This is a genomic window from Paenibacillus antibioticophila, assembly GCF_000455265.1.
Classification (GTDB): domain Bacteria; phylum Bacillota; class Bacilli; order Paenibacillales; family Paenibacillaceae; genus Fontibacillus; species Fontibacillus antibioticophila.
Genome location: NZ_HG005140.1, coordinates 735,873 through 757,797, shown reverse-complemented (window position 1 = coordinate 757,797; position 21,925 = coordinate 735,873). Strand labels below are relative to the sequence as shown.

At 51.8% G+C, this 21,925-nt stretch carries 16 protein-coding genes; 14 read left to right on the top strand and 2 right to left on the bottom strand.

Going from position 1 to position 21,925, the window contains the following annotated elements:
* The first annotated feature begins 122 nt into the window (after positions 1-122).
* The 11 genes from TX85_RS17230 (at position 123) to TX85_RS17180 (ending at position 15,993) form a co-directional block, all read left to right on the top strand.
* On the top strand, positions 123-3,512 hold the full coding sequence (locus TX85_RS17230; RefSeq protein WP_044480780.1) for a tubulin-like doman-containing protein: 3,390 nt from the start codon (positions 123-125) through the stop codon (positions 3,510-3,512).
* A gap of 3 nt (positions 3,513-3,515) precedes the next feature.
* A complete protein-coding gene (locus tag TX85_RS17225) occupies positions 3,516-5,891 on the top strand; it encodes a transcription initiation factor TFIID (protein ID WP_044480779.1) in 2,376 nt (791 codons plus the stop codon).
* A 36-nt stretch (positions 5,892-5,927) separates the two neighbouring features.
* Positions 5,928-7,211 carry a vWA domain-containing protein gene (locus TX85_RS17220; protein ID WP_044480778.1) on the top strand — a complete coding sequence of 428 codons (1,284 nt, stop codon included), beginning with the start codon at positions 5,928-5,930 and terminating at the stop codon, positions 7,209-7,211.
* A gap of 22 nt (positions 7,212-7,233) precedes the next feature.
* Positions 7,234-7,872 carry a hypothetical protein gene (locus TX85_RS17215; RefSeq protein ID WP_044480776.1) on the top strand — a complete coding sequence of 213 codons (639 nt, stop codon included), beginning with the start codon at positions 7,234-7,236 and terminating at the stop codon, positions 7,870-7,872.
* Between the two features lie 26 nt (positions 7,873-7,898).
* Positions 7,899-9,161, top strand: coding sequence for a TRAFAC clade GTPase domain-containing protein (locus TX85_RS17210; protein WP_044480775.1), 1,263 nt, complete (start codon positions 7,899-7,901; stop codon positions 9,159-9,161).
* Positions 9,158-12,376: a GAP1-N2 domain-containing protein gene (locus tag TX85_RS17205; RefSeq protein ID WP_049895018.1), complete on the top strand. Its 3,219-nt coding sequence runs from the start codon at positions 9,158-9,160 to the stop codon at positions 12,374-12,376. Before TX85_RS17210 ends, TX85_RS17205 begins: the two co-directional genes overlap by 4 nt.
* A gap of 80 nt (positions 12,377-12,456) precedes the next feature.
* Entirely contained in the window at positions 12,457-13,398 is a 942-nt protein-coding gene (hprK, locus tag TX85_RS17200; protein WP_044480773.1) for an HPr(Ser) kinase/phosphatase, read from the top strand.
* 11 nt (positions 13,399-13,409) lie between these two features.
* The gene (lgt, locus tag TX85_RS17195) at positions 13,410-14,453 is read left to right on the top strand and encodes a prolipoprotein diacylglyceryl transferase (protein ID WP_044480772.1); all 1,044 of its coding nucleotides are present in this window, start codon (positions 13,410-13,412) and stop codon (positions 14,451-14,453) included.
* Between the two features lie 15 nt (positions 14,454-14,468).
* Positions 14,469-15,125, top strand: a complete 657-nt coding sequence (gene ppaX, locus TX85_RS17190) for a pyrophosphatase PpaX (protein ID WP_044480771.1) — start codon at positions 14,469-14,471, stop codon at positions 15,123-15,125.
* Positions 15,122-15,625 carry an acyltransferase gene (locus TX85_RS17185; protein WP_187375168.1) on the top strand — a complete coding sequence of 168 codons (504 nt, stop codon included), beginning with the start codon at positions 15,122-15,124 and terminating at the stop codon, positions 15,623-15,625. The genes ppaX and TX85_RS17185 overlap by 4 nt, the downstream gene beginning before the upstream one ends.
* Before the next feature lie 59 nt (positions 15,626-15,684).
* The gene (locus tag TX85_RS17180) at positions 15,685-15,993 is read left to right on the top strand and encodes a carboxymuconolactone decarboxylase family protein (RefSeq protein ID WP_044480916.1); all 309 of its coding nucleotides are present in this window, start codon (positions 15,685-15,687) and stop codon (positions 15,991-15,993) included.
* 584 nt (positions 15,994-16,577) lie between these two features.
* On the opposite strand, the gene TX85_RS17175 is transcribed toward TX85_RS17180, so the two are convergent.
* Complete coding sequence (locus TX85_RS17175; RefSeq protein ID WP_044480768.1) at positions 16,578-17,978, bottom strand: DUF4179 domain-containing protein; 1,401 nt, start codon at positions 17,976-17,978, stop codon at positions 16,578-16,580.
* A complete protein-coding gene (locus TX85_RS17170) occupies positions 17,941-18,495 on the bottom strand; it encodes a sigma-70 family RNA polymerase sigma factor (protein ID WP_044480766.1) in 555 nt (184 codons plus the stop codon). Before TX85_RS17170 ends, TX85_RS17175 begins: the two co-directional genes overlap by 38 nt.
* Positions 18,496-18,702: 207 nt before the next feature.
* On the opposite strand from TX85_RS17170, the gene TX85_RS17165 reads away from it, so the two are divergent.
* From TX85_RS17165 to hisG, 3 genes are all read left to right on the top strand, one after another.
* Positions 18,703-19,908, top strand: a complete 1,206-nt coding sequence (locus TX85_RS17165) for an acyltransferase (RefSeq protein WP_049895016.1) — start codon at positions 18,703-18,705, stop codon at positions 19,906-19,908.
* Between the two features lie 120 nt (positions 19,909-20,028).
* A complete protein-coding gene (locus TX85_RS17160) occupies positions 20,029-21,279 on the top strand; it encodes an ATP phosphoribosyltransferase regulatory subunit (protein ID WP_044480764.1) in 1,251 nt (416 codons plus the stop codon).
* Positions 21,276-21,914, top strand: coding sequence for an ATP phosphoribosyltransferase (hisG, locus tag TX85_RS17155; RefSeq protein ID WP_044480763.1), 639 nt, complete (start codon positions 21,276-21,278; stop codon positions 21,912-21,914). Before TX85_RS17160 ends, hisG begins: the two co-directional genes overlap by 4 nt.
* The last annotated feature ends 11 nt before the right edge of the window (positions 21,915-21,925 follow it).

The following is a 21,925-nucleotide window of genomic DNA, read 5'->3' as shown; positions in this document are numbered from 1 at the left end:
GAACAACAGCGATCGTAAGAACACTTTACACGTTGCCTCCTGTGTATAATCATTAGTTCAACTTATATAGTTCGACATCGAATCTTGCATCGTATTGCATATTGAATTCAGGGGGAAACAAAATGAAGCCCGTAGTAAGAGAGCATATTCAACAATTGGACGTATCCTTAGGCGGCGGTATTGTCAGCGACAAGATCCGGGTCGACACGATCGACAACCCGATTCTGATTATCGGACTTGGCGGGACGGGGATCGATGCCTTGCTTCGTTTGAAATATCAGATTAACCGCAGATTCCGTCTGCCGGAGGATCCGCTGTCCAAGAAGAAGCGCGAGAAGCCGGATAATGTAGAGTTTCTTGCCTTTGAGACGAATGAACAAGACCGCACGAAGAAGTACAAAGGAATCGGGCTGGACCCGATCAATGAATTTGTTCTGCTGTCCAACGCTGAGATCGGCGGGTTGCTGCAAAATCGCAGCATTCTGGAGCCTTATATTACGGAATGGCTGTCGCCCGAGCTGAGCATCACGGACGGCATGAACGGCGCAGCCGGCGTCCGCCAGGCGGGCAGACTGCTCTTGTTCACGAAGATTACACAAGTGGTCCAAGCGATCGATAAGAAGATCAAAACCTTGTCTGTAGGCACGAATAAAAAGCTGATGGTCTTCCTGCTCACCGGCTTATCGGGCGGAACCGGCAGCGGCTGCTTCCTGGACATCGCCTATATTGTGCGGGGAATTATTGAGCGCGACCACGGGTCGGCCGGGATTGACCGGGTGAACACACTTGGTTACTTGTTCACGCCGGATATCAACCTCTCGAACAAGAGCTTGAGCGAGCATACCCGGGAGTACATCAAGAAGAACGGTTATGCTGCGCTCAAGGAGCTCGACTACTGGATGAACGTCGATAGCCGCGGCGAGCGGTTCAAGCAGCAGTACGGCAATATTTTGACGGTGAACTCTCCATTGCCTCCGTTTAATCTATGCCATTTGATCTCTGCGACGAATACAGAGGGCAAGCTGCTGGAGAATGCTTACGACTACTGTATGAACGTCACCGCCGAGAACATTACAAACTTCATGGCCAGCGAGGAGAAGCAGTCCGGCGAAGAATTTGCTATCCATGACTATATCAGCAACATTCGCACGAATATTGCGCAGATGAATAAGCAGTATCCGGCCAACTATGAATACAACATTATCGGGGCCTCTTCCGCGGTGCTGCCGATTGAAGAGATGACGACGTATCTCGCCTACCGCTTGTTTGACAAGATGGAGGGCATGTTCCATAAGGCTCCGAGCCAGGAGGATGTGGAGAAGTTTGCACGCAAGCTAGGGCTTGATCTGGACAGCATGGCCAAGACCTTTGAATCCCGCGTACCGGAGCCGCTGCCCGGCTTTGAGAACAGCGAACGGCTGAGCCATGCCAATGTGGTGAAATCACAGGTCGTTAACATCGATACTGAGCTGGAGCAGAACTTCCTGGCCCGGGCACGCGAGGAGTACATCAAGGCGAAGAAGCAGCTCCCGGGTGAAATCATGGAGCAGTTCCGTGACCAGGTGCGCCGTCTGTTCCTGCATCCGGAGCAGGGGCCATTCTATGTATCCCGGCTTGTCTACACCGAGAAGGGCTTCTGCCTCTTGAAAATGATCCTGTCCTACATTGAGGCCTTGCGGGAGAATCTGCTTCGCATTCCACGCGATATTGAGGCTGCGCAGGAGCAAGCCAATGATAAGCTGGGCGATGCGAAGAGCGCCTTCGTCTCCAAGGAAAAGAAGAAAAATTTCTATATTGAAGCAAAGATCAACGAATATTGGCTTCATGCCGATGTGGAGCGGACCGAGCAATTAATCGAGTTCTATGAAGACCTGTATGAATTGCTTAACTCGGAGAACAATCGGATCTATAACGTGTTTACTGAGGTGCTGAATGCGCTTAGCTCGATTTTTGCCAAGAACGGGGATATTCTCATCAATGGCGAGGAGCAAACCGATCATAAGGGAAACAAAACCTATTACTGGAACCTGGTGAGCGTTCCTGATATCTCCAAGCTGGTCAACCAGCTGATGGATCAAAAGGATGTCGACGATCTGATTCGCGATTTCTCTTCAGAGCTGCTGAATCATTCCAGCCAATGGATCAAGGAGCAGGAAATCGATATCGTCAACTCGATCTCTTCCTTCCTCAGTGACAAGTTCGGAGATTTGATTACAAAGTCGATGGAAGAATTCCTGATTATCAAATACGGACAGGATGAGTCCATTGAGAAGTTTGTGGAGCGCCAGATTGCCAGCAAGCTGGACGAAGAGGCCGTGCCGGTCTTCCATCTATCAAACAGCACAGGCAATCTAAATTTCCCGGCCTGGGGATTTGTATCGGTGCCCGTGCAGGCGCCAAGCATCCTGAAGGGAATTCGGAATTATCAGAATAACGCGGTAGGCAAATCGCATTTCACCGTGAAGGAAAGTGAAGTCAAGAACCGGATCTTCTGGCTGAACACCCGGAACGGAGTTCCGCTCTTTGTCTACACCCCGCTGAAGGTGTACGAGGAGAGCTACGAGCGCACGATTCTGGAGAAGGAAGGCATCGGACGCCATCTGGTTCAGACCGAGAAGAACAACTGGACGTATTTGCCTTCCCCGATCCCGGAAAGATCCTGGGGCGATGTCTATATGAATCCGCGGGTGAAGAGCTACAACTCCCGGGTACGCGGGGAATTTGCCAGTGCCCGCGAGTTCAAGGTGATTGTCGAGAAGGGCATGGATCAGAATACAAGCAGCCGTTATGCCGTGGTGCAGACCGTGCCGTTCGATCTGAACAAGCAGCTGCAAAAATATGATATGCGACTGGATGCGCCGAAGCCGAACCTGGGTGAGGTCAAAGCGGCCTATACCGAGTTGAAGCGTCTCTTGTCCGATGGACTGGAGCTCGTAGCTTCGAAGGACATTTTCGGCAGCATTAACGAGGAGATGGCGCAGGAGAATCTGATCCGTTCGCCGGAGCTGATTCAAGCCGTGCGCGTAGAACTGGCGAAATATACGGCCATTCAGGAGATGGCTGCGAAGCTGGAAAGCCTGCTCGGACAATTCCGGGATGAAGAGAAGCTGCTGGAGCAATTCCTTGAAGCGATGTACACCAGTACAATCGTGAAGAAGGGCGCCCTGTATGTCTATGACCGCGATGCCGAGGAAGAGGCCTGGGAGCCGTTTGCGAATCTGATGAAGACGCGCAATTATGCCGAGTATGAGGTGTTTGTTCACTTCCGGGGACTGGATGATAAGAGCCGGAGCGCACTCTTGCGGAAATCCTCGCGCCGTGCGAATGAAATGACTTCCTCCGAGGACATCACACCGCTGCTGTCCAAGCTGGATGAGTTGACCGTGAACTTCCTTGAAGCGCGGGATGCGCTGGAATATGAGAAGGTCGAGCTGGCCAATGGTCAGGATATGTACCAATTCTACAAAGAGATCGCATCTCAACTGAATGATATCCGGAAAAGGTTGAAATAAGACATGAAGCAGCAGTTGGAGCGATTTGCACTTGATTATGACCGCGCCGAGGAGCGGTTGGCCGGACAGGGCGATGACCAGAGCAGTATCCATTATCCTGCCCTGTACTTGTTTATTGGAGACAAGGCAGGCGAGGCCATCGGGGCGATGAAAGAAATTCATGACCGCAAGTGGGATAACAGCCGCGGTGTCATGTATTTGTGGGTGACGACCGCAGGAGGAGCCTCTGTGCAAGCAGAGGAGTCCCCTGCGGTTAAGCGCCATGTTCTTGCAGGAACCGAGGGAGGCGGCGACCCCAAGAAGGCTCGCGCCGAGCTGTACCGGAAGCTGTATGACAGCGGGCAAGGCTGGTTCGAGCTGAACCGGACGCTCCGTCAGGTCAGCAGCCATATTGCGGAGTACGGACGGTTATATGCTTCGTTCGACCGGATTCATCTCTCTGTCATTACGCGGGTCGATGACCCGCTTAATGTGTTTGTACAGGAGCTTTCCTTGTTGGCGAAGTCGATCCTGGGCCAGTCCTTCAAGTCTGTCCAGATGGACCTGTATGCACTGATTAGCGAACGGGAGCAGGTGGAGGCTTTCGGTTATGGCAGCTCGGCGGGCGTAGCCTTTTTGCGAGAGCTTGATTATATGCAGCAGCCTGACTACAGCTTCTCGGCTCCTCTGCACGTCACAGAGGACGGGATCTCGATCCCGGTGACGCATCAGGCCTCGCCGCTTTTTGATCTGGTCTATGTGTTATCCGATCGCAATGAGCGGGGCTTGCTGGCCGCAGACGAGCTGCAAGGCTGCTATGAGATGATTAGCCATATCAGTCTGCTGAAGAACAGGAAATACAAAGAGCAAGTCTTTGGCCCTGGCAGTGGCAGCTACAATAATACTTCGTTCAAGAATAATGTAATGACGGAATCAGGACGCCAAGGATATGTCTCTGCGGGGATGGCCAAGGTGAAGCGGCCGAACCAATCGATTGCGCTGGTAGTGCTGTATCACTTTCTGCGTCAGCTCAAGGCAGATATGGCGGAGGAACCGGAGATCGGCGAGCAGGAGAAGCTGAGCATGTTCGGCGTCCACCCGGCAGCCTTCGAAGAGCAGGCTGCGCGGCTCGTACCCGATGTCGAGGCGATATCCGAGATGCACGCGCTCATGACGCATGAGGTGAGCTATGCCTCCCTACGCCAAATGTCGCTTCGTGAAGCCGAGCAGGCTTTGTATGGCGAAGGCTGCCGAGCCTTCTTCCGGAGTAATTATGAGGACCCTGCCCGGCACGGACTGGAGCAGCTGGATGTAGCGGCGAAGCTGGAGAACGAGCTGCGGAGCCGCACGTCGGCAACGCCGATGATTGGTTTATTTCAGCTATATCATTGGAGCGGAGAACGCAAGGAGGAGGGCGGACTTCTTCCTTACGTGCAGAATCTGTACCGGGAGACCCAGCGCGAGCTGGAGCTGGCGCGCTTCGAGCTGGAACAGGCCTATGAGGGAAGAGTCGAGCAGCTTCCTTTCAAAAAGGTGCCGTTCATGGATAAGCGTAATGTGCGAAGCTTCATTTCCGAGCTGTTCCGGAGTGTTTATTATCGAAAGCGCGATCTATTAATGCTGGAAATCAAGCTGAAGCTGATCTCCAGATACGAGGCGGAGATTGAAGCATTCCATAAACGCTGCGAGGTGAAAATACATCAGTTCGAGAGCCTGGAGCAGCTGCTGAGAGCATCTGCCCAGGAAAGTGTAACTTGGGCTGATGATTATATCGGCCAGAACATTATGGAGTATTATGAGCTGGTGACCAAGCGTGTTACGGATGAGCTGAAGGCTAAACGGGGAGCGGGAGCCTTTTTCGAGGATCGGCTGCTTGGGAACCAAAGGGAGCTGCTGGAGCAAGGCACCGAAGGCTTTTTAACGAAGCTGATAAAGGCATGCCGGGAGCATATCCTGACCTCCCCGTATTTCAAGCTCTCCTTCGAGGAGGAGCTGCTGCAGCGCTCGAATGTCACGATCGAATACAACAACAAGGAGGTCCTGTCGAAGGACGACCTGTTTAAGAAATTGTATCGAACCTTGGAGGACCGGGCGGCTATTCAATTGCGCCTGTATGATTATACACAGGAGCATCGTTACGAGGAGAAGTACGTCTTTGGCGATGTGGAGAGCGAATTTGTCCGCTATGTATTCAGCGTGGATGAGTCTTCAAGGATTTACAAGCTGGGCGGGGTGCACGAGAAGCGGAGCAGCGGAATTGTGAAGCTGAATCTGATGGGCGGGTTCCATTTGGAGGATCTGATGTACTACCGGAACGGCAAGGTGTATTACGAGAGCTACGTTGCGAATGGTTATGAGCTCCATGGGTTGGATCCGGCAAGACTGCCTGAGCTTCGTTAACAGCTCCTTATTTCATTTGGAAAGGAAGCAAACAAGATGACGAGAAAAATCAATTTGCTCCTGCTGCTGTTCAGTCTGATCGGAGGGGCCATCGGCTTTGGGATCGGCGAAGTGCTGCTGCATCAGCTATCCGGAGAGGTGCCGAGCATCGTCCTGATCGGGCTGTACTTCGGCATTCTTGCACTATGTGTCGGATTGTCCTGCCTGATCGCAGAGATGATCAAGCCCCGCCTGAACGGCTCGTCCTGGCGCCAGAGATATGTCGGCGCTTCATGGAAGCTGCTGGTGCCTGCGACGCTGGTGCTGCTCTTTGCGCTGGGGACGCTCCTGGAGTTTGTCTATGAATTGAACTTGAACGGAGCGAAGCAGGTAAAGAACATTGTGTTCGTGATTGACGATTCAGGCAGTATGGATGTTAATGATCCGAATGGCGACCGATATGAAGCGACTAAGATGCTGATCGGCAAAATGGATCAGGACAAGGAAGCAGCCATTGTCGTCTTCGATGACAGAGTACAGCTGTTGCAGCCTTTTGTGAGACTGAAGAATCAGGAAGTTAAAAATGAGGTGTACTCCAGACTGGATGAAATGGAGCCGATGCAGGGCGGGACGAACTTCAATCTTGCTCTCAATGAGGCGATGGAGCAGATTCAGGGACGAAGCACCTCCCGGCGCGGAACGCTTGTCATTCTGCTGTCCGACGGATTCAGCGAGGTAGATCCTTCCGGTGTGCTTAGTGAATATCAGAGCAGCGGGGTGGCGGTCAACACGATCGGACTCGGCCTGGATAATCCGGAGGGCTCCGAACTCTTGAAGGAGATTGCAGCCGTTACAGGCGGACAATATCAGGATGTGAGCGAGGCGGATCAGTTGTCCTTTGCCTTTCAGAAAATCTATGACAATATCGGAGAGCGGACATTGGTTACCGAGCGAACCGGAGTTACACAGAACAGCAGCTATTATATGATTCTTCGCATTGTGTTCGTGATCCTGCTCGGTGCTGCGCTTGGACTGGGCTTAGGAGTTCTGTTTGATAACCGCCATCTTGCCAAGAGCTTCAGTATCGGCGGGGCCACAGGCGGCGTGCTGGCCGGACTGCTTCTGGAGTTCGGACTATCCGGAGCTGACTTCCCGGATGGGATCATTCGCCTGTTGGCTTGCCTGATCCTGGCCGCCGTCATTGCCCTGTTCACGCTCGTGGTGCCAGTCAAGGATAACCAGCCTCGAATATCGGAACGTCGCAGCAGATTCGGCGGTGCCAGATCCGCAGGAAATGCGGTCGGCAGACGTCAGGGCGAGAACCAGAACCGGGGATTCTAGAACCCAAGGAGGAGAGAGGAATATGCGGGTTATTGACGCTACATCATCCACCCCGGCCATCCGGGATATGACCCACAGCCTGGATGAGGACCGGGTATGCCTGCGCTGGCGCTGGCCCGAAGGGGTTCAGGCTGTATACATTCACAAGGGTCCGGTCTCCGATAGCACCGCCGACAGGATGCCTGACGAAGCAGACCTGAAGCTGTATACGCGCGAGGAATACAAGGCCTCCGGCGGCTATCGGGATCGTCTCGAAGAGATCGGACAGGTGCAGTACACCGTCTATGCCGGTCTGATGGAGGAGGATGAACTGGAGCTTGTCCTTCAGCAGGATGGAAGGAACCGGCTGACTGTAAATGCCGGCCGGGCCCGCATTTTCTATACGATCTCCCAGAAGAACAACTTGTTCCGCAAGTACAAGAGTATCCAGATTCAAGTGATGGCCGAGGCGGCGGTTGCAAAGGATGTGCTCTGCTATGTGAAGAAGCAGGGCGGCTATCCGGCGAACAGGGAGGATGGTACCGTGTACCACTTCCTGCACGACTTTGCCCCGGGAAAAAACACCCTGCCTGTCATTGAGGTAGGCAAGAACGATTATGTCCGGCTGTTCTTTACGGATGGCCGCAAATACGGGCAATTCTATGAGCTTATTGCACAGTAGTTGCAAGCCTGAAGGAGGAATGGACCATGGGCCTTTTCGAGCTTTTCAAGAAAAAAACGCAGGACGCGCCGCGTCCGTTATTTTACGATATTGTCTGTCCTTTTTGCTTCAGCAAATTTTCACCGGAGGCCGTTGTCTTTCGTGCCGCCCATCACCGGGAGGACGATGAGGATTACGCGCTGGGCGAGGATGAGCAGCTGAATAAATACCGGGAGCGCTTCGGATTGGATACGGTCTATGATCTGGAGGCGATTATCCACCCCAGACAGGTGCCGGAGGAGCATCATATTTACTCGGATCATGTTCTGATCGGACTGAACGACCGTTATGGCATTGTGACCCGGCGCAGACTGTGCCCGCATTGCCACAACGAGCTGCCGGTCACGGCAGGCAAAGTGCCGAGCAATATCATTTCCATTATTGGAGCTTCCCAGGTGGGGAAATCGGTCTATATGACCTCGTTGATCCATACGCTGCAAAATACGACCGCAGATCATTTCGATGCGGCCTGTATGCCGCTGAATGCGGAGATTAGCCGTAAGTTCCGGAGTATGTATGAGGAGCCTTTATTTGAACGGGGCGATCTGCTTGCCTCCACCCAGAAGGAGAGGATGCAAGAGCCGTTTATTTTCCAATTCGTCTTCAAGGACGAGAGTAAGCCGCCGCTGACGCTGGTGTTCTTCGATGTAGCCGGTGAGGGCATGGTGGATCAGGACTATCTTGGACTGCAGGGGCAGCATATTAAGAACTCCTCCGGTATTTTATTCATGGTCGACCCGCTGCAGATCCGTTCCATCCGGGAACGAATCCGGATCAATCTTGGCACCGAGCCGGGAGAATGGGTATCCCAGTACGATGAGCCGCGCGATGTCGTTCTGACCATGTTCGGGGATTTCATCGCTTATGAGGATAAGGGGAAGACCGATATTCCTACAGCCGTCGTCTTGACGAAGAGCGACATGCTTCGTGCGCTCAGTGACGAGGACGGAGAGTATATCAAGTCGAATAGTAACGTCTTCAACAATGTGGTGCACCGGAAGACATTCAATATTACCGAATTCGAGAATATCGACGGCGAAATCCGGCGCTTTATTGAAAAGGTGGATCGGCCCTTCAAGGGAACGATGGACGTTTACTTCAAGAACACCGCGTATTTCGCCGTCTCCGCGCTTGGCAGCAACCCTATCGACCAGAAGCTCCAGGGCGTGGTTAGCCCGATCCGGGTGGATGAGCCCTTTATCTGGCTCTTGTATCAACTGAAATACATTGAGGGGAGAGAAGCGAATTGAAGCCGAACTCTCCAGGAAGCATCCAGCAGCAGATGTATACCCGGGAGCGGAAGGGTGTCTTTCGTTCCACGGAAGGCTTTGATACGGTAGCCAAATCGTCCGGGCTGGATGTCGCATTTATTAAAAAGGTGCTCCACCCTTTTTGTATGTATGATGCGCCGGCGGAGCTTGTATCCCGCAGCGAGAAGGATGGAGCGCTGTATCCGGAGGCCGTTCACTTGTTTCATGCAGAGAACGGAGAGACGGTACTGGGACGGAGCATCTATCAGCCGGTGGATTTCACGGGGCTGCGAAGCGCCTTTTTAACGCATAACTACATTATTCCTTCGGGCCGTTCCGGGGAAGTAACTGAGAGCTTTAGTGCCTGGCTCGACGCGTCATTTGCGGATAGCTATGATCCGGAGATCGGCACAGAGCTGGCTGAGCTGGACGAAGTCCCGACAAGAGCGGCTGCGGATGCTGCGCTTGGACATGCTTCCGCCAAGGAAACTTTGGAGCGCCTGGGGTTTGACGAACAGCTATTCAAGCAATTGCTGTTTGCGGTCATGACCGCTTCCGGCGAAGGACGGAAGAAGGTTTATATCTCGCTGGATGTCCCCGTTGAAGATATCTCGAGAGAGGCCCTCTCGTTAATGCAAATTGTATATTCCTGTCTACCCTATGAACATCGCAGACGGCTTGGATTTCTATCCTATGTGAAGGAGCCGCAGAGCCGGAAGTTTATTCAAGTGCAATTTGTGGAGAAGGGCAGCCTGCGCCCGCATGACCGGAGCATCGAGAAAGACTATATTTTTGATCTGGCAGCCGGGCGATTTGGGCAGATTGATGCGGACTGGTCCCGTCAGCCTTATTTGGACTTCGTATGGAGCCATTTAGAGCAGAAGGAGCAGCTTCAAGGATTTTTTGATTTTGCCGATGAAATGCTGTCCGGCATGGAGGGCGAACGGAAGTCGGCCTTATCCAGCTATCATGAGTTGGCAGTATATTACCGGATCGAGCGCGGTGAAGAGTCTCTATACGAAGAGAACAAGGTTACGGTTCTTCGGGGCTTATTGGAATATTTGAAGCCGCCTGGCGGGCTGGATGCCCGGATGAGGCTGAATGATCTCTTCCTTTCCCGCTTTGACCGGGAATTTGATCTTAACAGGCTGGGACATATCCCGCCTGCTGCTGTGGCAGAGTGCTTCCGCGATTATTTCGGCTTGCCTGGTGCGGGACAGGAGGACAAGATTGTCTCCTATTATATTCTTGCGCTGCACAACGCTATGACACAGGAGCGGCAAGAGGAGGCGGATGCCTTCTATACGCTTATTGAAGGACATACCGGGCTGGAGGCCGCCTTCTTCACGAACGTATTGAATAGTGAGCGGCTGATGACGGTCTTGTTCGATCCGTATATTCGGGCTAAGTTTCAGCGGGCAACCGATCTGAAAGCACTCTTGAATCTGATTCGAGCCTGGGGAAAGAAGTTCCCGTTCGTGCTGCAAAATCATTCCTTTCAGGAGTTGAGCCGAACCCGGCTGATGGACAAGCTCCGAAGTGCGAACCAGCTTCTGCGGGCTGCAGATATTGTGATGAAGGAGATAGGCAAGTGGGATGCCGGAGTCCCGGAGAGGGAGCGGGTCTTCCAAAATTCCGGCATGACCGAGCTGCTAACCTCGTCGGCTCTTCGTTTGCTGCTTAGCGAATTGGATCTGGACAGGCTGACGAAAGAACAGGTGGTAGGGGCCGAATTTCTGAGACAGCATGATTTAAGCCGCCCGGCCAAAGAACTGCGGGATTCCAGACTGAGCAGTCATGCCGTCATGCTTCATGCGCTGTACCGGTTGTTCACCGAACCGAAGCCGGAGGCCGAGATCTTCGCCGGACTTGGACCGATGGAGACAGACCGGGTCCAGCAAACGGCCCGGAAATGGCTGCAGGGCGAGATCGAAACGGCTGAATTTCCGCGAATTGCGCTTGCTTTCTTCCGGGAGTCGGATGCCGGATTTGTAGAGTATGGGGCGTTGCTGGATTACTTGCGCAGAAATGCTGCGGATAAGAATATAATTTACAAGTTCTTGCTGTGGTCGCAGAGCGATTCGAGCTTTACCCGCCCGCGCGGCCTGGTGCCTGCTTATGCTGCGGCAATTCTGGCTTATTTCAAACGGCATGATAAAAATGCATTCAAAAGCCGGGAAAACCGCCGTGAATATTTCGCCAAGGCTGGCCCGGCATTAAGCACGGTGCTCAACAAGGCAAAGCTGGAGCTGTCGTCGCCGGTGAGCCGATTTTTTTCCGGGAATCGGAAGACGGTCATGATGGGTTCTACGATGATGGTGCTGCTGATTTTGATTGTGGCGGCGAGCTGGCTGGTTCTGAAACAGACCGGCATCATCGGAAAGGCAGATCCGTTGCCTGAGACTCCTCCGGTAGTGGCGGACGAAGGGAATACTGCCGAAGAACAGATTGTCTTTGCCGAGAAGCTGATCGTGGCTGACGGTGAAAAAGAGCAGACACGCTTGATTTTCCCGTTTGATGATCTGGCTCAGTGCACGGTGTTCACACCGACCGAGCTGACGCTTACAGCGCCGGGCCTGGATCCGCAAGTGGTGCCGATACAGAACTATGAGAGCGGATGTGCGCTTCCGAAGCAGGAAGATTCAGACGCTGCGGACACACCGGATACTTCAGGTGACTCAGGTAACCCAGGTAGCTCAGGTAACTCAGGTACCTCGGATAACTCGGGTACCTCAGGAACCTCAGGAGCCCCGACAACTGAAAATGGAACTACGGATCAGGTTGAGAACGGGGATGAAGCCGGTGATACGGCAGGAAATCAAAACAACATAGATGCGGCGGATGAAACTGATGGCGAGGCTGCAGATCAAGACAAAGCAGATGCTGCCGGAGAGAGTACCGGCGAACCGGATCAGACTGGGAAATCCGAGTCTGGAACAGCTGCAGGGACCGCGGTTTCCGATGGAGAGGACAACAATGCCGGTCTTCCGAAGGAGAGCAAGACAAGCCCGGATCAGTATGCAGGGCGGGTTACCGTGGTGCTGGATCAAGCAGTGCCTGAGGGCAGTGTAATTCAAGTGAACGGAGTAAATTACAAGGTAAAGGCGTGGACATCCCCGGAGATAGATTCACCGGATTCTACCCGTACAGATGGAGCGGGAAATGCAGAGTCTTCCGGCAACACCGAACGGCCTACGGATTCCGGTAATGATTGATTTACAGTGAAAATTCCGATACGATGAGTACATTAATGGTATTGAATTTGAGCAGGAATGCCTCGGAAAGGAAGAACACCATGCCTAAAAAGGTGAAAGTATCTGAGCTTGTCAATCAGTTCGGGCTCGAAGTCGTGTCAGGAGAGCAAGGACTGAAGCGTTCGATTACCGTGGATGATCTGTACCGCCCGGGCCTTGAAATGGCCGGTTATTTCGAATATCACCCGCCAGAGCGCGTCCAGATTCTAGGAAAGACTGAGCTGGCTTTTTATGAAATGCTTCCGATTGAAGAACGGAAGGACCGCATGGAGCGGTTGTGCAGCAGTGAAGAGACTCCATGTATTATCGTCACGAGATCCTGGGAAGTACCGCAGGAGCTGATCGAGATCAGCTCGAATAAGCAGATTCCCGTACTTCGCAGCAGCATGGCAACGACGATTTTGTCGAGCCGCATCACCAGCTTCCTTGAACGGAAGCTGGCGCCTACCGCTACGATTCATGGCGTGTTGGTGGACGTGTACGGTGTGGGGATGCTGATTACCGGCAGCAGCGGGATCGGGAAGAGTGAGACCGCGTTGGAGTTGGTTAAGCGTGGACACCGTCTGATCGCAGATGATGCGGTGGAGATTCGTCAGACCTCGGATAACCAGCTTCATGGTTCCGCGCCGGAGCTGATCCGCCATCTGCTGGAAATCCGCGGCGTGGGTATCATTAATGTGATGACGCTCTTCGGTGCCGGCGCGATCCGCAATAACAAACGGATTACCCTGGTAGTCAGACTGGAAGCCTGGCAGCAAGAGAAGCAGTATGATCGTCTCGGTCTTGACGAAGAGACCACACGTATCATTGATACTGATGTTCCTTTGGTGACGATTCCGGTTCGCCCGGGACGAAACCTGGCAGTCATTATTGAGGTTGCAGCCATGAACTTCCGCCTGAAGCGGATGGGCTATAATGCGGCACTTCAATTTACAACGAAGCTGACGGAGACGATTGCGGAAGATATTGACGATTTGGATTAGGAGAGTGAAGGATGAACACATTGTTGATTAATCCCATCGCTTTTTCAATCGGCAGCCTGGATATTCATTGGTATGGACTGATCCTGGGTAGTGCTGCATTGATGGGCCTGCTGTTAGCGATCTGGGAAGGGAAACGGTTTAACATTTCGCAGGATTTCTTCATGGACCTGCTCCTGATCGGCGTCCCTTCTGCGATTGTAGGAGCGCGGATTTACTATGTCGCCTTCATGTGGGATGACTACAAGAATAATCTGATTGACATTTTCAAGATTTGGAATGGCGGAATCGCCATCTATGGCGCTTTGATCGGTGCAATTATTGCCGCGTTGATCTATGTGCGGAAGAAAGGCTACAATTTCTGGCGCATTGCGGATATCTGCGCGCCATCCCTGCTGATTGGACAAATCATCGGGCGCTGGGGGAACTTTGTGAACCAGGAGGCCTACGGCGGTCCGACGACGGAGAACTTCCTGCGAGGCAATTTGCATCTGCCTGATTTTATTGTGAATCAGATGAATGTTCAGGGAGTCTTTCATCATCCGACTTTCCTGTATGAGTCCCTGTGGAATGTAGTTGGTATTCTCATATTGCTTGTGCTTCGCAGACAGAAGTTTTTGCGCGCGGGCGAGCTGTTCATGTCTTACTTCATCTGGTATTCCATCGGACGGTTCTTTATTGAAGCACTAAGAACAGACAGCCTGGCCTTCCAAGGGGCCGAATGGTTGGCTTCGCTGATCAATGGCATGTGGGCACCGATGACCTGGTTTGGCTTTGAACAGGGCTATTTGGCACCGTCTTACGGCAATGTCCGGATCTCTCAAATGCTGGCGATTGTCATTGTTATCGCAGCGGTTGGTATTATTATATACCGGAGAAAGACTGTGGTTGATCTGCCGAGGTACTTGGATCCTATTGTCTCAACCAAGCTGCAGGACGCAGAAGCTATGCCCGTCGCGGAAGTCCCGGGGCAGGCTGAACAGCCAGTAGTGAATGAAAGTTCCGTTACTGAGAAAGATCATTCGGATCATCAAGGGGAGCACGGACCGAAGGCGTAAAGGAGTATTTGCTGCATGATTAACACGGTATTGTTTGACCTGGACGGTACAATTATCGATACGAATGAGCTGATTATCAGCAGCTTCATCCATGTGATGGGAAAGAATTTTCCCGGACAGCCCTATGCCAGAGAACAGATCATTCCTTATATGGGAATGACGCTGGAGCATCAACTGCAGACCTTTTCAGGCCGGCAGGAGGTCGAAGATCTTGTCGCGGATTATCGGGAGTTTAATTATGCCCATCACGACAGCATGGTTGCGGAGTTCCCTCGTGTTCATGAGGTCATCTCGACCTTGCATGCGAAAGGTATCCGGCTCGGCGTGGTTACCACCAAAATCCGGCCGACGACGCTCCGTGCACTAGAGATGTTCAAGTTGAAGCAATATATGGACGTTATCGTGACGGTGCAGGATGTGGAGCATCCCAAGCCCCACCCGGAGCCGGTATTAACAGCGATAGAACAGCTGGGGGCCGATCCGGCCTGTACGGTGATGGTGGGCGACAGCCCTGCGGACATCAAGTCGGCCAGGGCTGCAGGCGTGCTGGCCGCCGGGGTGGCCTGGTCGCTGAAGGGTGAGGAAGAGCTTAGGAAGTATGAGCCGGATGTAATCCTGCAGGACATGACTGATTTATACAGTCTGTTGGGATGGGAGTCGAAGCTGCGGTGAGAAAGGTTACCCGCTATCCCGTTGAAGGGCCGAATGCTTTATGGCAGCTCTATCGGACGGTCAGCCCATGGAAGGGTGTAAAGAACTTTATCTTTATCCAGATCAGTCGGTACACTCCGGTTCTCTCCATCAAGAACTGGATTTATCGCCATATGCTTGGGATGCGGGTCGGAGAGCATACGGCATTCGGCCTGATGGTGATGGTCGACGTCTTCTTTCCGGAGAAAATCACCATAGGCCGTAACTCGGTTATCGGCTATAATACCACGATTCTCGCCCATGAATACATGATCCGGGAGTATCGTCTCGGTGAGGTCGTCATTGGAGACGAGGTGCTGATCGGTGCCAATACCACAATCTTGCCCGGCGTCACCATCGGGGACGGCGCTGTCGTTGCTGCCGGTTCTGTAGTACATAAGGATGTAGCTCCCGGCACCTTCGTCGGCGGCAATCCGCTGCGGGAATTAGAGCGCAAGACGCCGGAAGGAATTAAGCCCTGAGCATCGAAATGGAATAAGGTAGTTTATTCCATTTGAGGAGATGGGTTTTTGTGAGTGAGATGGCGAATGTTAGCAATGCGTTCCAGACGTTTATCCGGGAAGCCCCCGAGCAGCAGCAAATCTGGATGGACACGGTAGAGAGGCTTGGACAAGCAAGCAAGCTTGACCCGAAGACGGAGGAACTGGCTTACATTGCCGTACTAGCCGCTGTGAGAATGCATGGGGGAATTCCATTCCATGTGAAGCATGCGAAGGAACTCGGCGCTACAAGAGATGAAATTATCAGCACTGTGCTTGTAGGCCTGCCGGCGGTAGGCAATACCGTGATCGAGGTCCTCCCCGCTGCTTTGAAGGCGTTCGATGAATAGAATAGAAGGATAAAGACAAGAGGGTTCCCAAAAGTGTTCATAAGATGAACTGAGGAGCCCCCTCTTTCATTTCATCAAGCAAAAAAACCGCTCTCTGGAAAATGGAGGTACCACCAACCATAAACCAAAGGGGGCGGTTTCTTTGTACATTCGATCGCAGGGATCAACTCTGTTTACCAATGGAAGCCATGCGGTACATTTGATCTAAGCGAAGTAAATACGTGGTACTTGGTCTAACGGACGTTATATCTCCTTACGGTCCGCTTTTGGATGAGCCAGAATTGTAACGGACATTTTGGCTGCTAAGAGAGTAGAATCGGGTGAACCAGCGTCGTTTGCGTCCTAAGCGCCCGAAATGTCCGTTAACCCTTTGAATCATGAGAACAAGTCTGCTAAGGGTTCAGAATGTCCGTTAGCGAGTCTAGAATGTCGGTTAGCGATTAAAATATCCGACAGCGAACAGCAGATGGCTAATCAGAGAATCGGTTGCACCCAAAGAGGAGTCTCATAAGGAGAGTCCAGCATCATTCCGAAAAAACGGTTCGAAAAATGGTTCGAATAACTGTTCTTTATGAAGTCCGTGCTTACTGTTCAATAAATGGGAAATCCCATTGCATAGCATGCTGTATCTGCTCCCTGTCAATCTGATTGCCTGTGAAGGTCAAGGGCTGAGGATAAGATAATGCATCAAATTTGAGAATGGCTACTCTTTTTAAATAGTCTCCACTAAGGAAGCGATGCCGGTTTCCCTCCTGATCCAGGAAATAGCGATTAAAATCAAAGGATAAGGGTTCGAGGTCAGGGCTATCGGGCTGAGGAGGACTGTAACGAAGCTGAAGTTCTACCTCCTGAGCATTATTTTCTTTCAAGCTGAGTAATGTGAAATTGGATGGAGCAGCTATTAATTGTTCTTTAGCGGTGTCTATTGTTATTTCAAATGCATGGCGTGAGCTTAGTGTAATACCTGAAGCCTGGAAGGTGATCTCGTTGATGTCACGGTAATAAATACTGTTGAAAATTAGTCGCGACAAGCTTAAGTTATCATCGGCTGCATACCTGTACTCGTAGTTTCTTGGATAAATAGCCTGTACAAACCGCCCCTCCTGTTTACGGTCTAAAATCAGCTTGCTATTGATAAAGCCCTCAATTCCTGTGCCGGCTTCCGGGTCTGTATCCACAGCCAGCGTTGTGGCGAGCGGGGTCAATACAAGACTATTCAGCGTAAACGAGTGTCCCTCGATGACTTCTGTTTGATGAAGTGCAATTGTGCGCTGCAAATTTTTATAAATGTCCGGGTTCCACTCGATGGAAATTTCAAATGCGCTTTCAGCTTCATAAGAGCTGCTGGATTGTATATTCCCGGAAAAGACAAGAAGCCCGGCCGGTGACTCATCAAAGGATAGGGTATAGGTCAGGTGCTGAACCGTCTTGTACTTATCGTTGGACATAAAAGCAGGCGATGTTATTCTGCGAGGGGAGCGGTCTCCTTTCGGATCATAAAATTGATAATTGGAAAGTTCCATGGGGGTGGATTTTCCCGATTGATTAGCAAGAGTTATAAACAGATAAATTTGCTGCTGATCAGCCAGTATGCCATCAACCGTAACCTGATAAGGTCCAGTCTGTTCAGAGCGGTTAACGGGTTGATAAAGACCATGCTCGGCAGCTGCCTCCATATCGGAAGTCATCTGTGACAGCACATATTCGGGTATATCTCCGAGACTCCCTTGAACAACAGATTCGTAAGAGGAATTACCCTGCTCTTTCATGTCATGTCCCCAATAATTTAGCAAAAATACAGTCAGGGCGAGAAGCCCGGCCATGATCCCCACCTGAAAACCGATTCGTCTCTTGATGGAAGTCTTCTTGGCACGATCGAGTCCCTTCGCCACTGCCTGATGAAGTCGTTCCTCAGCAACTTGTTCGCTAGCAGCTTCAATTTCCTGTTTAATTTCGTGAAGCCGGAAGTTTTCCAGATGCTCCATAGTATTGCTCACCTCCCTTATTTATTTGCTTTCTAACTTGCTTAAGTGCCTGGTGAAGCCAAGTCTTTATCGTGCCCTCAGGCCGATCCAGAATTTTTGCAATGTCCGGCAATGTCATGTCATGGTAGTACTTCAAAGTCAGTACGTGCCGATATTTGGGCTTAAGACGGGCAAGCGCTATTTCAAGATCCATTCTGTAAATGCTCATCATTTCATGCGTTCCTTCATACGCGGCGTGGGATTGAGGCAGTACCCTCTGCTTTCTCTTCAATTCATCGATACAACCGTTTATCAGGATACGGGTAATCCAGGGCAAAAAAGCATCACGGTCTTTGAGCGTCGCTTTCTTAAGCCAGGCCTTGCATACGCTATCCTGCAGCGCCTCCAAAGCATCAGCCTCATTACGCAGATAGCTGTAGGCAATACTGTAAAGCTTTCTTTTATGCAAAGATACTAATTGATTGAAGGCTAGCTCATCGCCATGACGTGCATGCACAGTCCATTCCTTTTCATTCATTTCAAGGTTCCTTTCCTCGTTACAGCAGCGTTGGATTACCGGCCGGTAATCTTGATCTCTATAGTTAAGACTCCCAAGTGACACAAATGGTTTTAAAATTTTCCAGTTGCAGTTATGATGGATTATATCTGGGTTTTCGGCTTCATTCAGCTTGATTTCAGCTTGATTGGGTAACTTATTATAAATTACCGGCTGGGAGTGGATGATGTGGTATCGAAAATAAAAGAACGGCTTCCTCAACTGGATTTATTCCGGGCGTTTGCGATTTTTTGTGTCATTCAGGTGCATGCCTCTTCATTTGCAGCAGCTGAGCAGGCTTTATCCTCCCCGATCCATTATTTTTATAACGGGATGAACATCTTTTTCCGGGTCGGGACAAGCTCCTTTATCTTTCTTAGCAGCTTCGTGCTCTTCTATAATTATTACAGTAAGTCCTACACGATGGAGCGGATTGGACGCTTCTATAAGAAACGGCTTCTATACATCATTCTTCCTTATGTACTGGTCTCCTGTTGCTACTTTTTTGTGGTCTCCTGGTACACCAAGACGCTATTCAATCTTCCGGTTACGGAGCTTCTCGGCAAGCTGGGTATTCAACTGCTGACCGGGTCGGCATATACCCACCTGTACTTTGTCTTCATCAGTATTCAGTTTTACCTTCTGTTTCCGCTGCTGCTATGGCTGATTCAGAAAATGGGCCGAAGCAAAGTTGCGGTAGCCTGGATCATTCCGATCGGACTCATGCTTCAATGGGGGTTCTTTGTCTGGAATAAGTATGATTTGCAATTGGTCAATAAGGGCAGCTTCGCCCCCTCCTATTTTTCATTCTATTTGCTTGGCGCGGCTGTCGCCGTCTATTTTGATTACATTAAGGATTGGCTTAGCAAAGGCTGGAGTGACTCTACCAAGCGTCAAAAAATAGCAACGGCCTCTCTGTGGGGAGGCTGGCTCCTTCTGTCGATGGTCGATGTACAGCTCTACTATATGCTGCGGCAGCGAATTTACACAGCAAGTACATATACCTTTGAATTAGTCTGGAATATTCACCTGCTGCTTTCTGCGCTTGTACTGCTTCACGCTGCTTTTGCGGTCTATCGCCATGCATCCGCCAGGTGGCTGCGCTGGCTTACCCGGCTTGGGGAGCTGTCCTTTGCTATTTATTTGTTCCATCCTGTTGTTCTGCTTGTCTATCGGCACCTGCGTTATCGCCTGATTGGAGAGGGGATTGGACTCGCTTATTTCTTGTACATTATTGGCGGGGCAATCCTAGCCTTGGCCTTGTCCTGGGGATTCACTCAATTCTGCTTCAAAAGATTGCCGTATGCCTCCGTTATTCTGGGGAATACCCCTGCTTCCTTGAAGAAGACCAAGCCGCTTGCTTCTGTGGAGGACCAGGCATCGGCAAGCTTTTGAATAAATGGCAAGGATGAAAGAACCGTCCGTTGACGATTTGATTTGGAGTATGATAAGATATGGCATATTCTTTATTTTGGTAGCATGGTAGCACTTTAATGTACTAAAGAGGTGAGAGCTTTGCCGAAACCAAAGGGGTTCGAAAAACCGGCCGGCGTCCGCGACTATTTGCCGCATGCCGCAGAGAAGCTGCGGGCGATTGAGCGTAGTGTGCTGGATTGCATGGGGGCCTGGGGATACAGACAGATTATAACTCCGACGATGGAGTATTACGAAACGGTCGGCGTAGCCAGCTCCACGTCTGATCAGAAGCTATTCAAGCTGCTAAATAACCGGGGGACGACGATGGTGCTTCGCTCGGATATAACCGCTCCGATTGCTCGGGTGGTCGCTTCCTTATTGAAGGAAGAGCCGTTGCCGCTCCGGCTGTCCTATCATGCCAATGTCTTTCGGGCTATGGAAGAAGAGGCCGGAAGAGAGGCGGAATTCTTCCAGACGGGTGTGGAGCTGGTCGGCGATGATTCGCCGGAGGCGGATGCAGAGGTGGTTGCGCTGGCGATCGAATCGCTGAAGGCAGCAGGAGTTCAGTCGTTCAAGATTGCACTCGGGCATGTCGGCTTCCTCAATGGACTTCTGGAGGAGGCTATCCCGGGAGAAGGGCAGGAAGACATCCGGGCGGGCCTGAAAGAGGTGCTGCTGCAGCGAGACTTCGTTGGATATCGCGAGATGCTGACGGGACTTGCACTCTCTGAGCTCCAAAAGGAAGAATTGGAAGGGATTTTGCGGCTGCGCGGCGGCAAAGAAATTTGCTCGCAGGCGATAGAATTAAGCGGAAATCCTGAAGCCAAGCATGCCGCCGAGCATTTATGCGCGGTGTGGGATGCTCTGGAGGATTACGGTGTGGCCGAGCAGGTCATGATCGATCTGACGATGATTGGAGACTTCTCTTACTATACAGGAATGACCTTCGAAGGATATGCAGCCGAGCTTGGCTTCCCCGTCTGCAGCGGGGGCAGATATGACAACCTGCTGCAGCAATTCGGACGGCCGGCTCCGGCGACCGGATTCGCGCTCAAGACGAGCCGGATTCTGGACGGTGTGAACGGGATCAAGCAGGAACGAGTGCTTCCCGTGCTGCTGCAATATGATCAGAGCAGGCGCAAGGAGGCTTTTGCCGAGGCGGCGCGTCTTCGGAGCCAAGGACAAAGCGTCATTCTCCGCCATATGGACGATGAAGCAGCTGCACTGAATAAGGAGAAGACAGAAGGGATATCCGAGAGCGGGAAACCGTCTCCCGTGGTTGGTCCTCTTGGTACCACATATGGAGAGGTCCTTACTTTTGCAGAGCGGAAGGGAGCGGATCAGTCTTGACACAGACGATTAAAGTCGCGATGCCGAAGGGCCGGATTTATAAAAAAGCTTCGGAGCTGTTCCGTGAGGCAGGTATTCCGGTGCGGCCGGATGTGGATGAATCGCGCAAGCTGGTGATTGAATTGCCGGAGATCGGGATGGAGTTCATTCTCGCCAAGCCGGTGGATGTGCCCACCTATGTGGAATACGGTGTCGCCGATATCGGAATTGTCGGCAAGGACGTATTGCTGGAGGAAAGCCGGGACGTCTACGAGTTGCTGGACCTTGGCATTGCCCGCTGCCGGATGTCAGTCATCGCCTTGCCGGATTGGACGCCGGGCATTTACCAACGGGTAGCGACCAAATATCCGAATCTGGCCTCGCAGTATTTTCGCGAGCAAGGGCAGCAGGTTGAGGTGATCAAGCTGAACGGCTCCATCGAGCTGGCTCCGCTAATCGGGCTTGCCGACCGGATCGTCGATCTGGTGGAGACAGGCCAGACCTTGAAGGAGAACGGATTGATGGAACGGGAGACCATTCTGGATATTACGAGCCGCCTGGTGGCAAACCGGGTCAGCTATCGGATGAAGAATGCCGAGATTCAGAGCGTATGTGATGCGCTCAGTAAGGTCATTCCGGTTAAGACAGGGATCTAAACGGCGGGCAT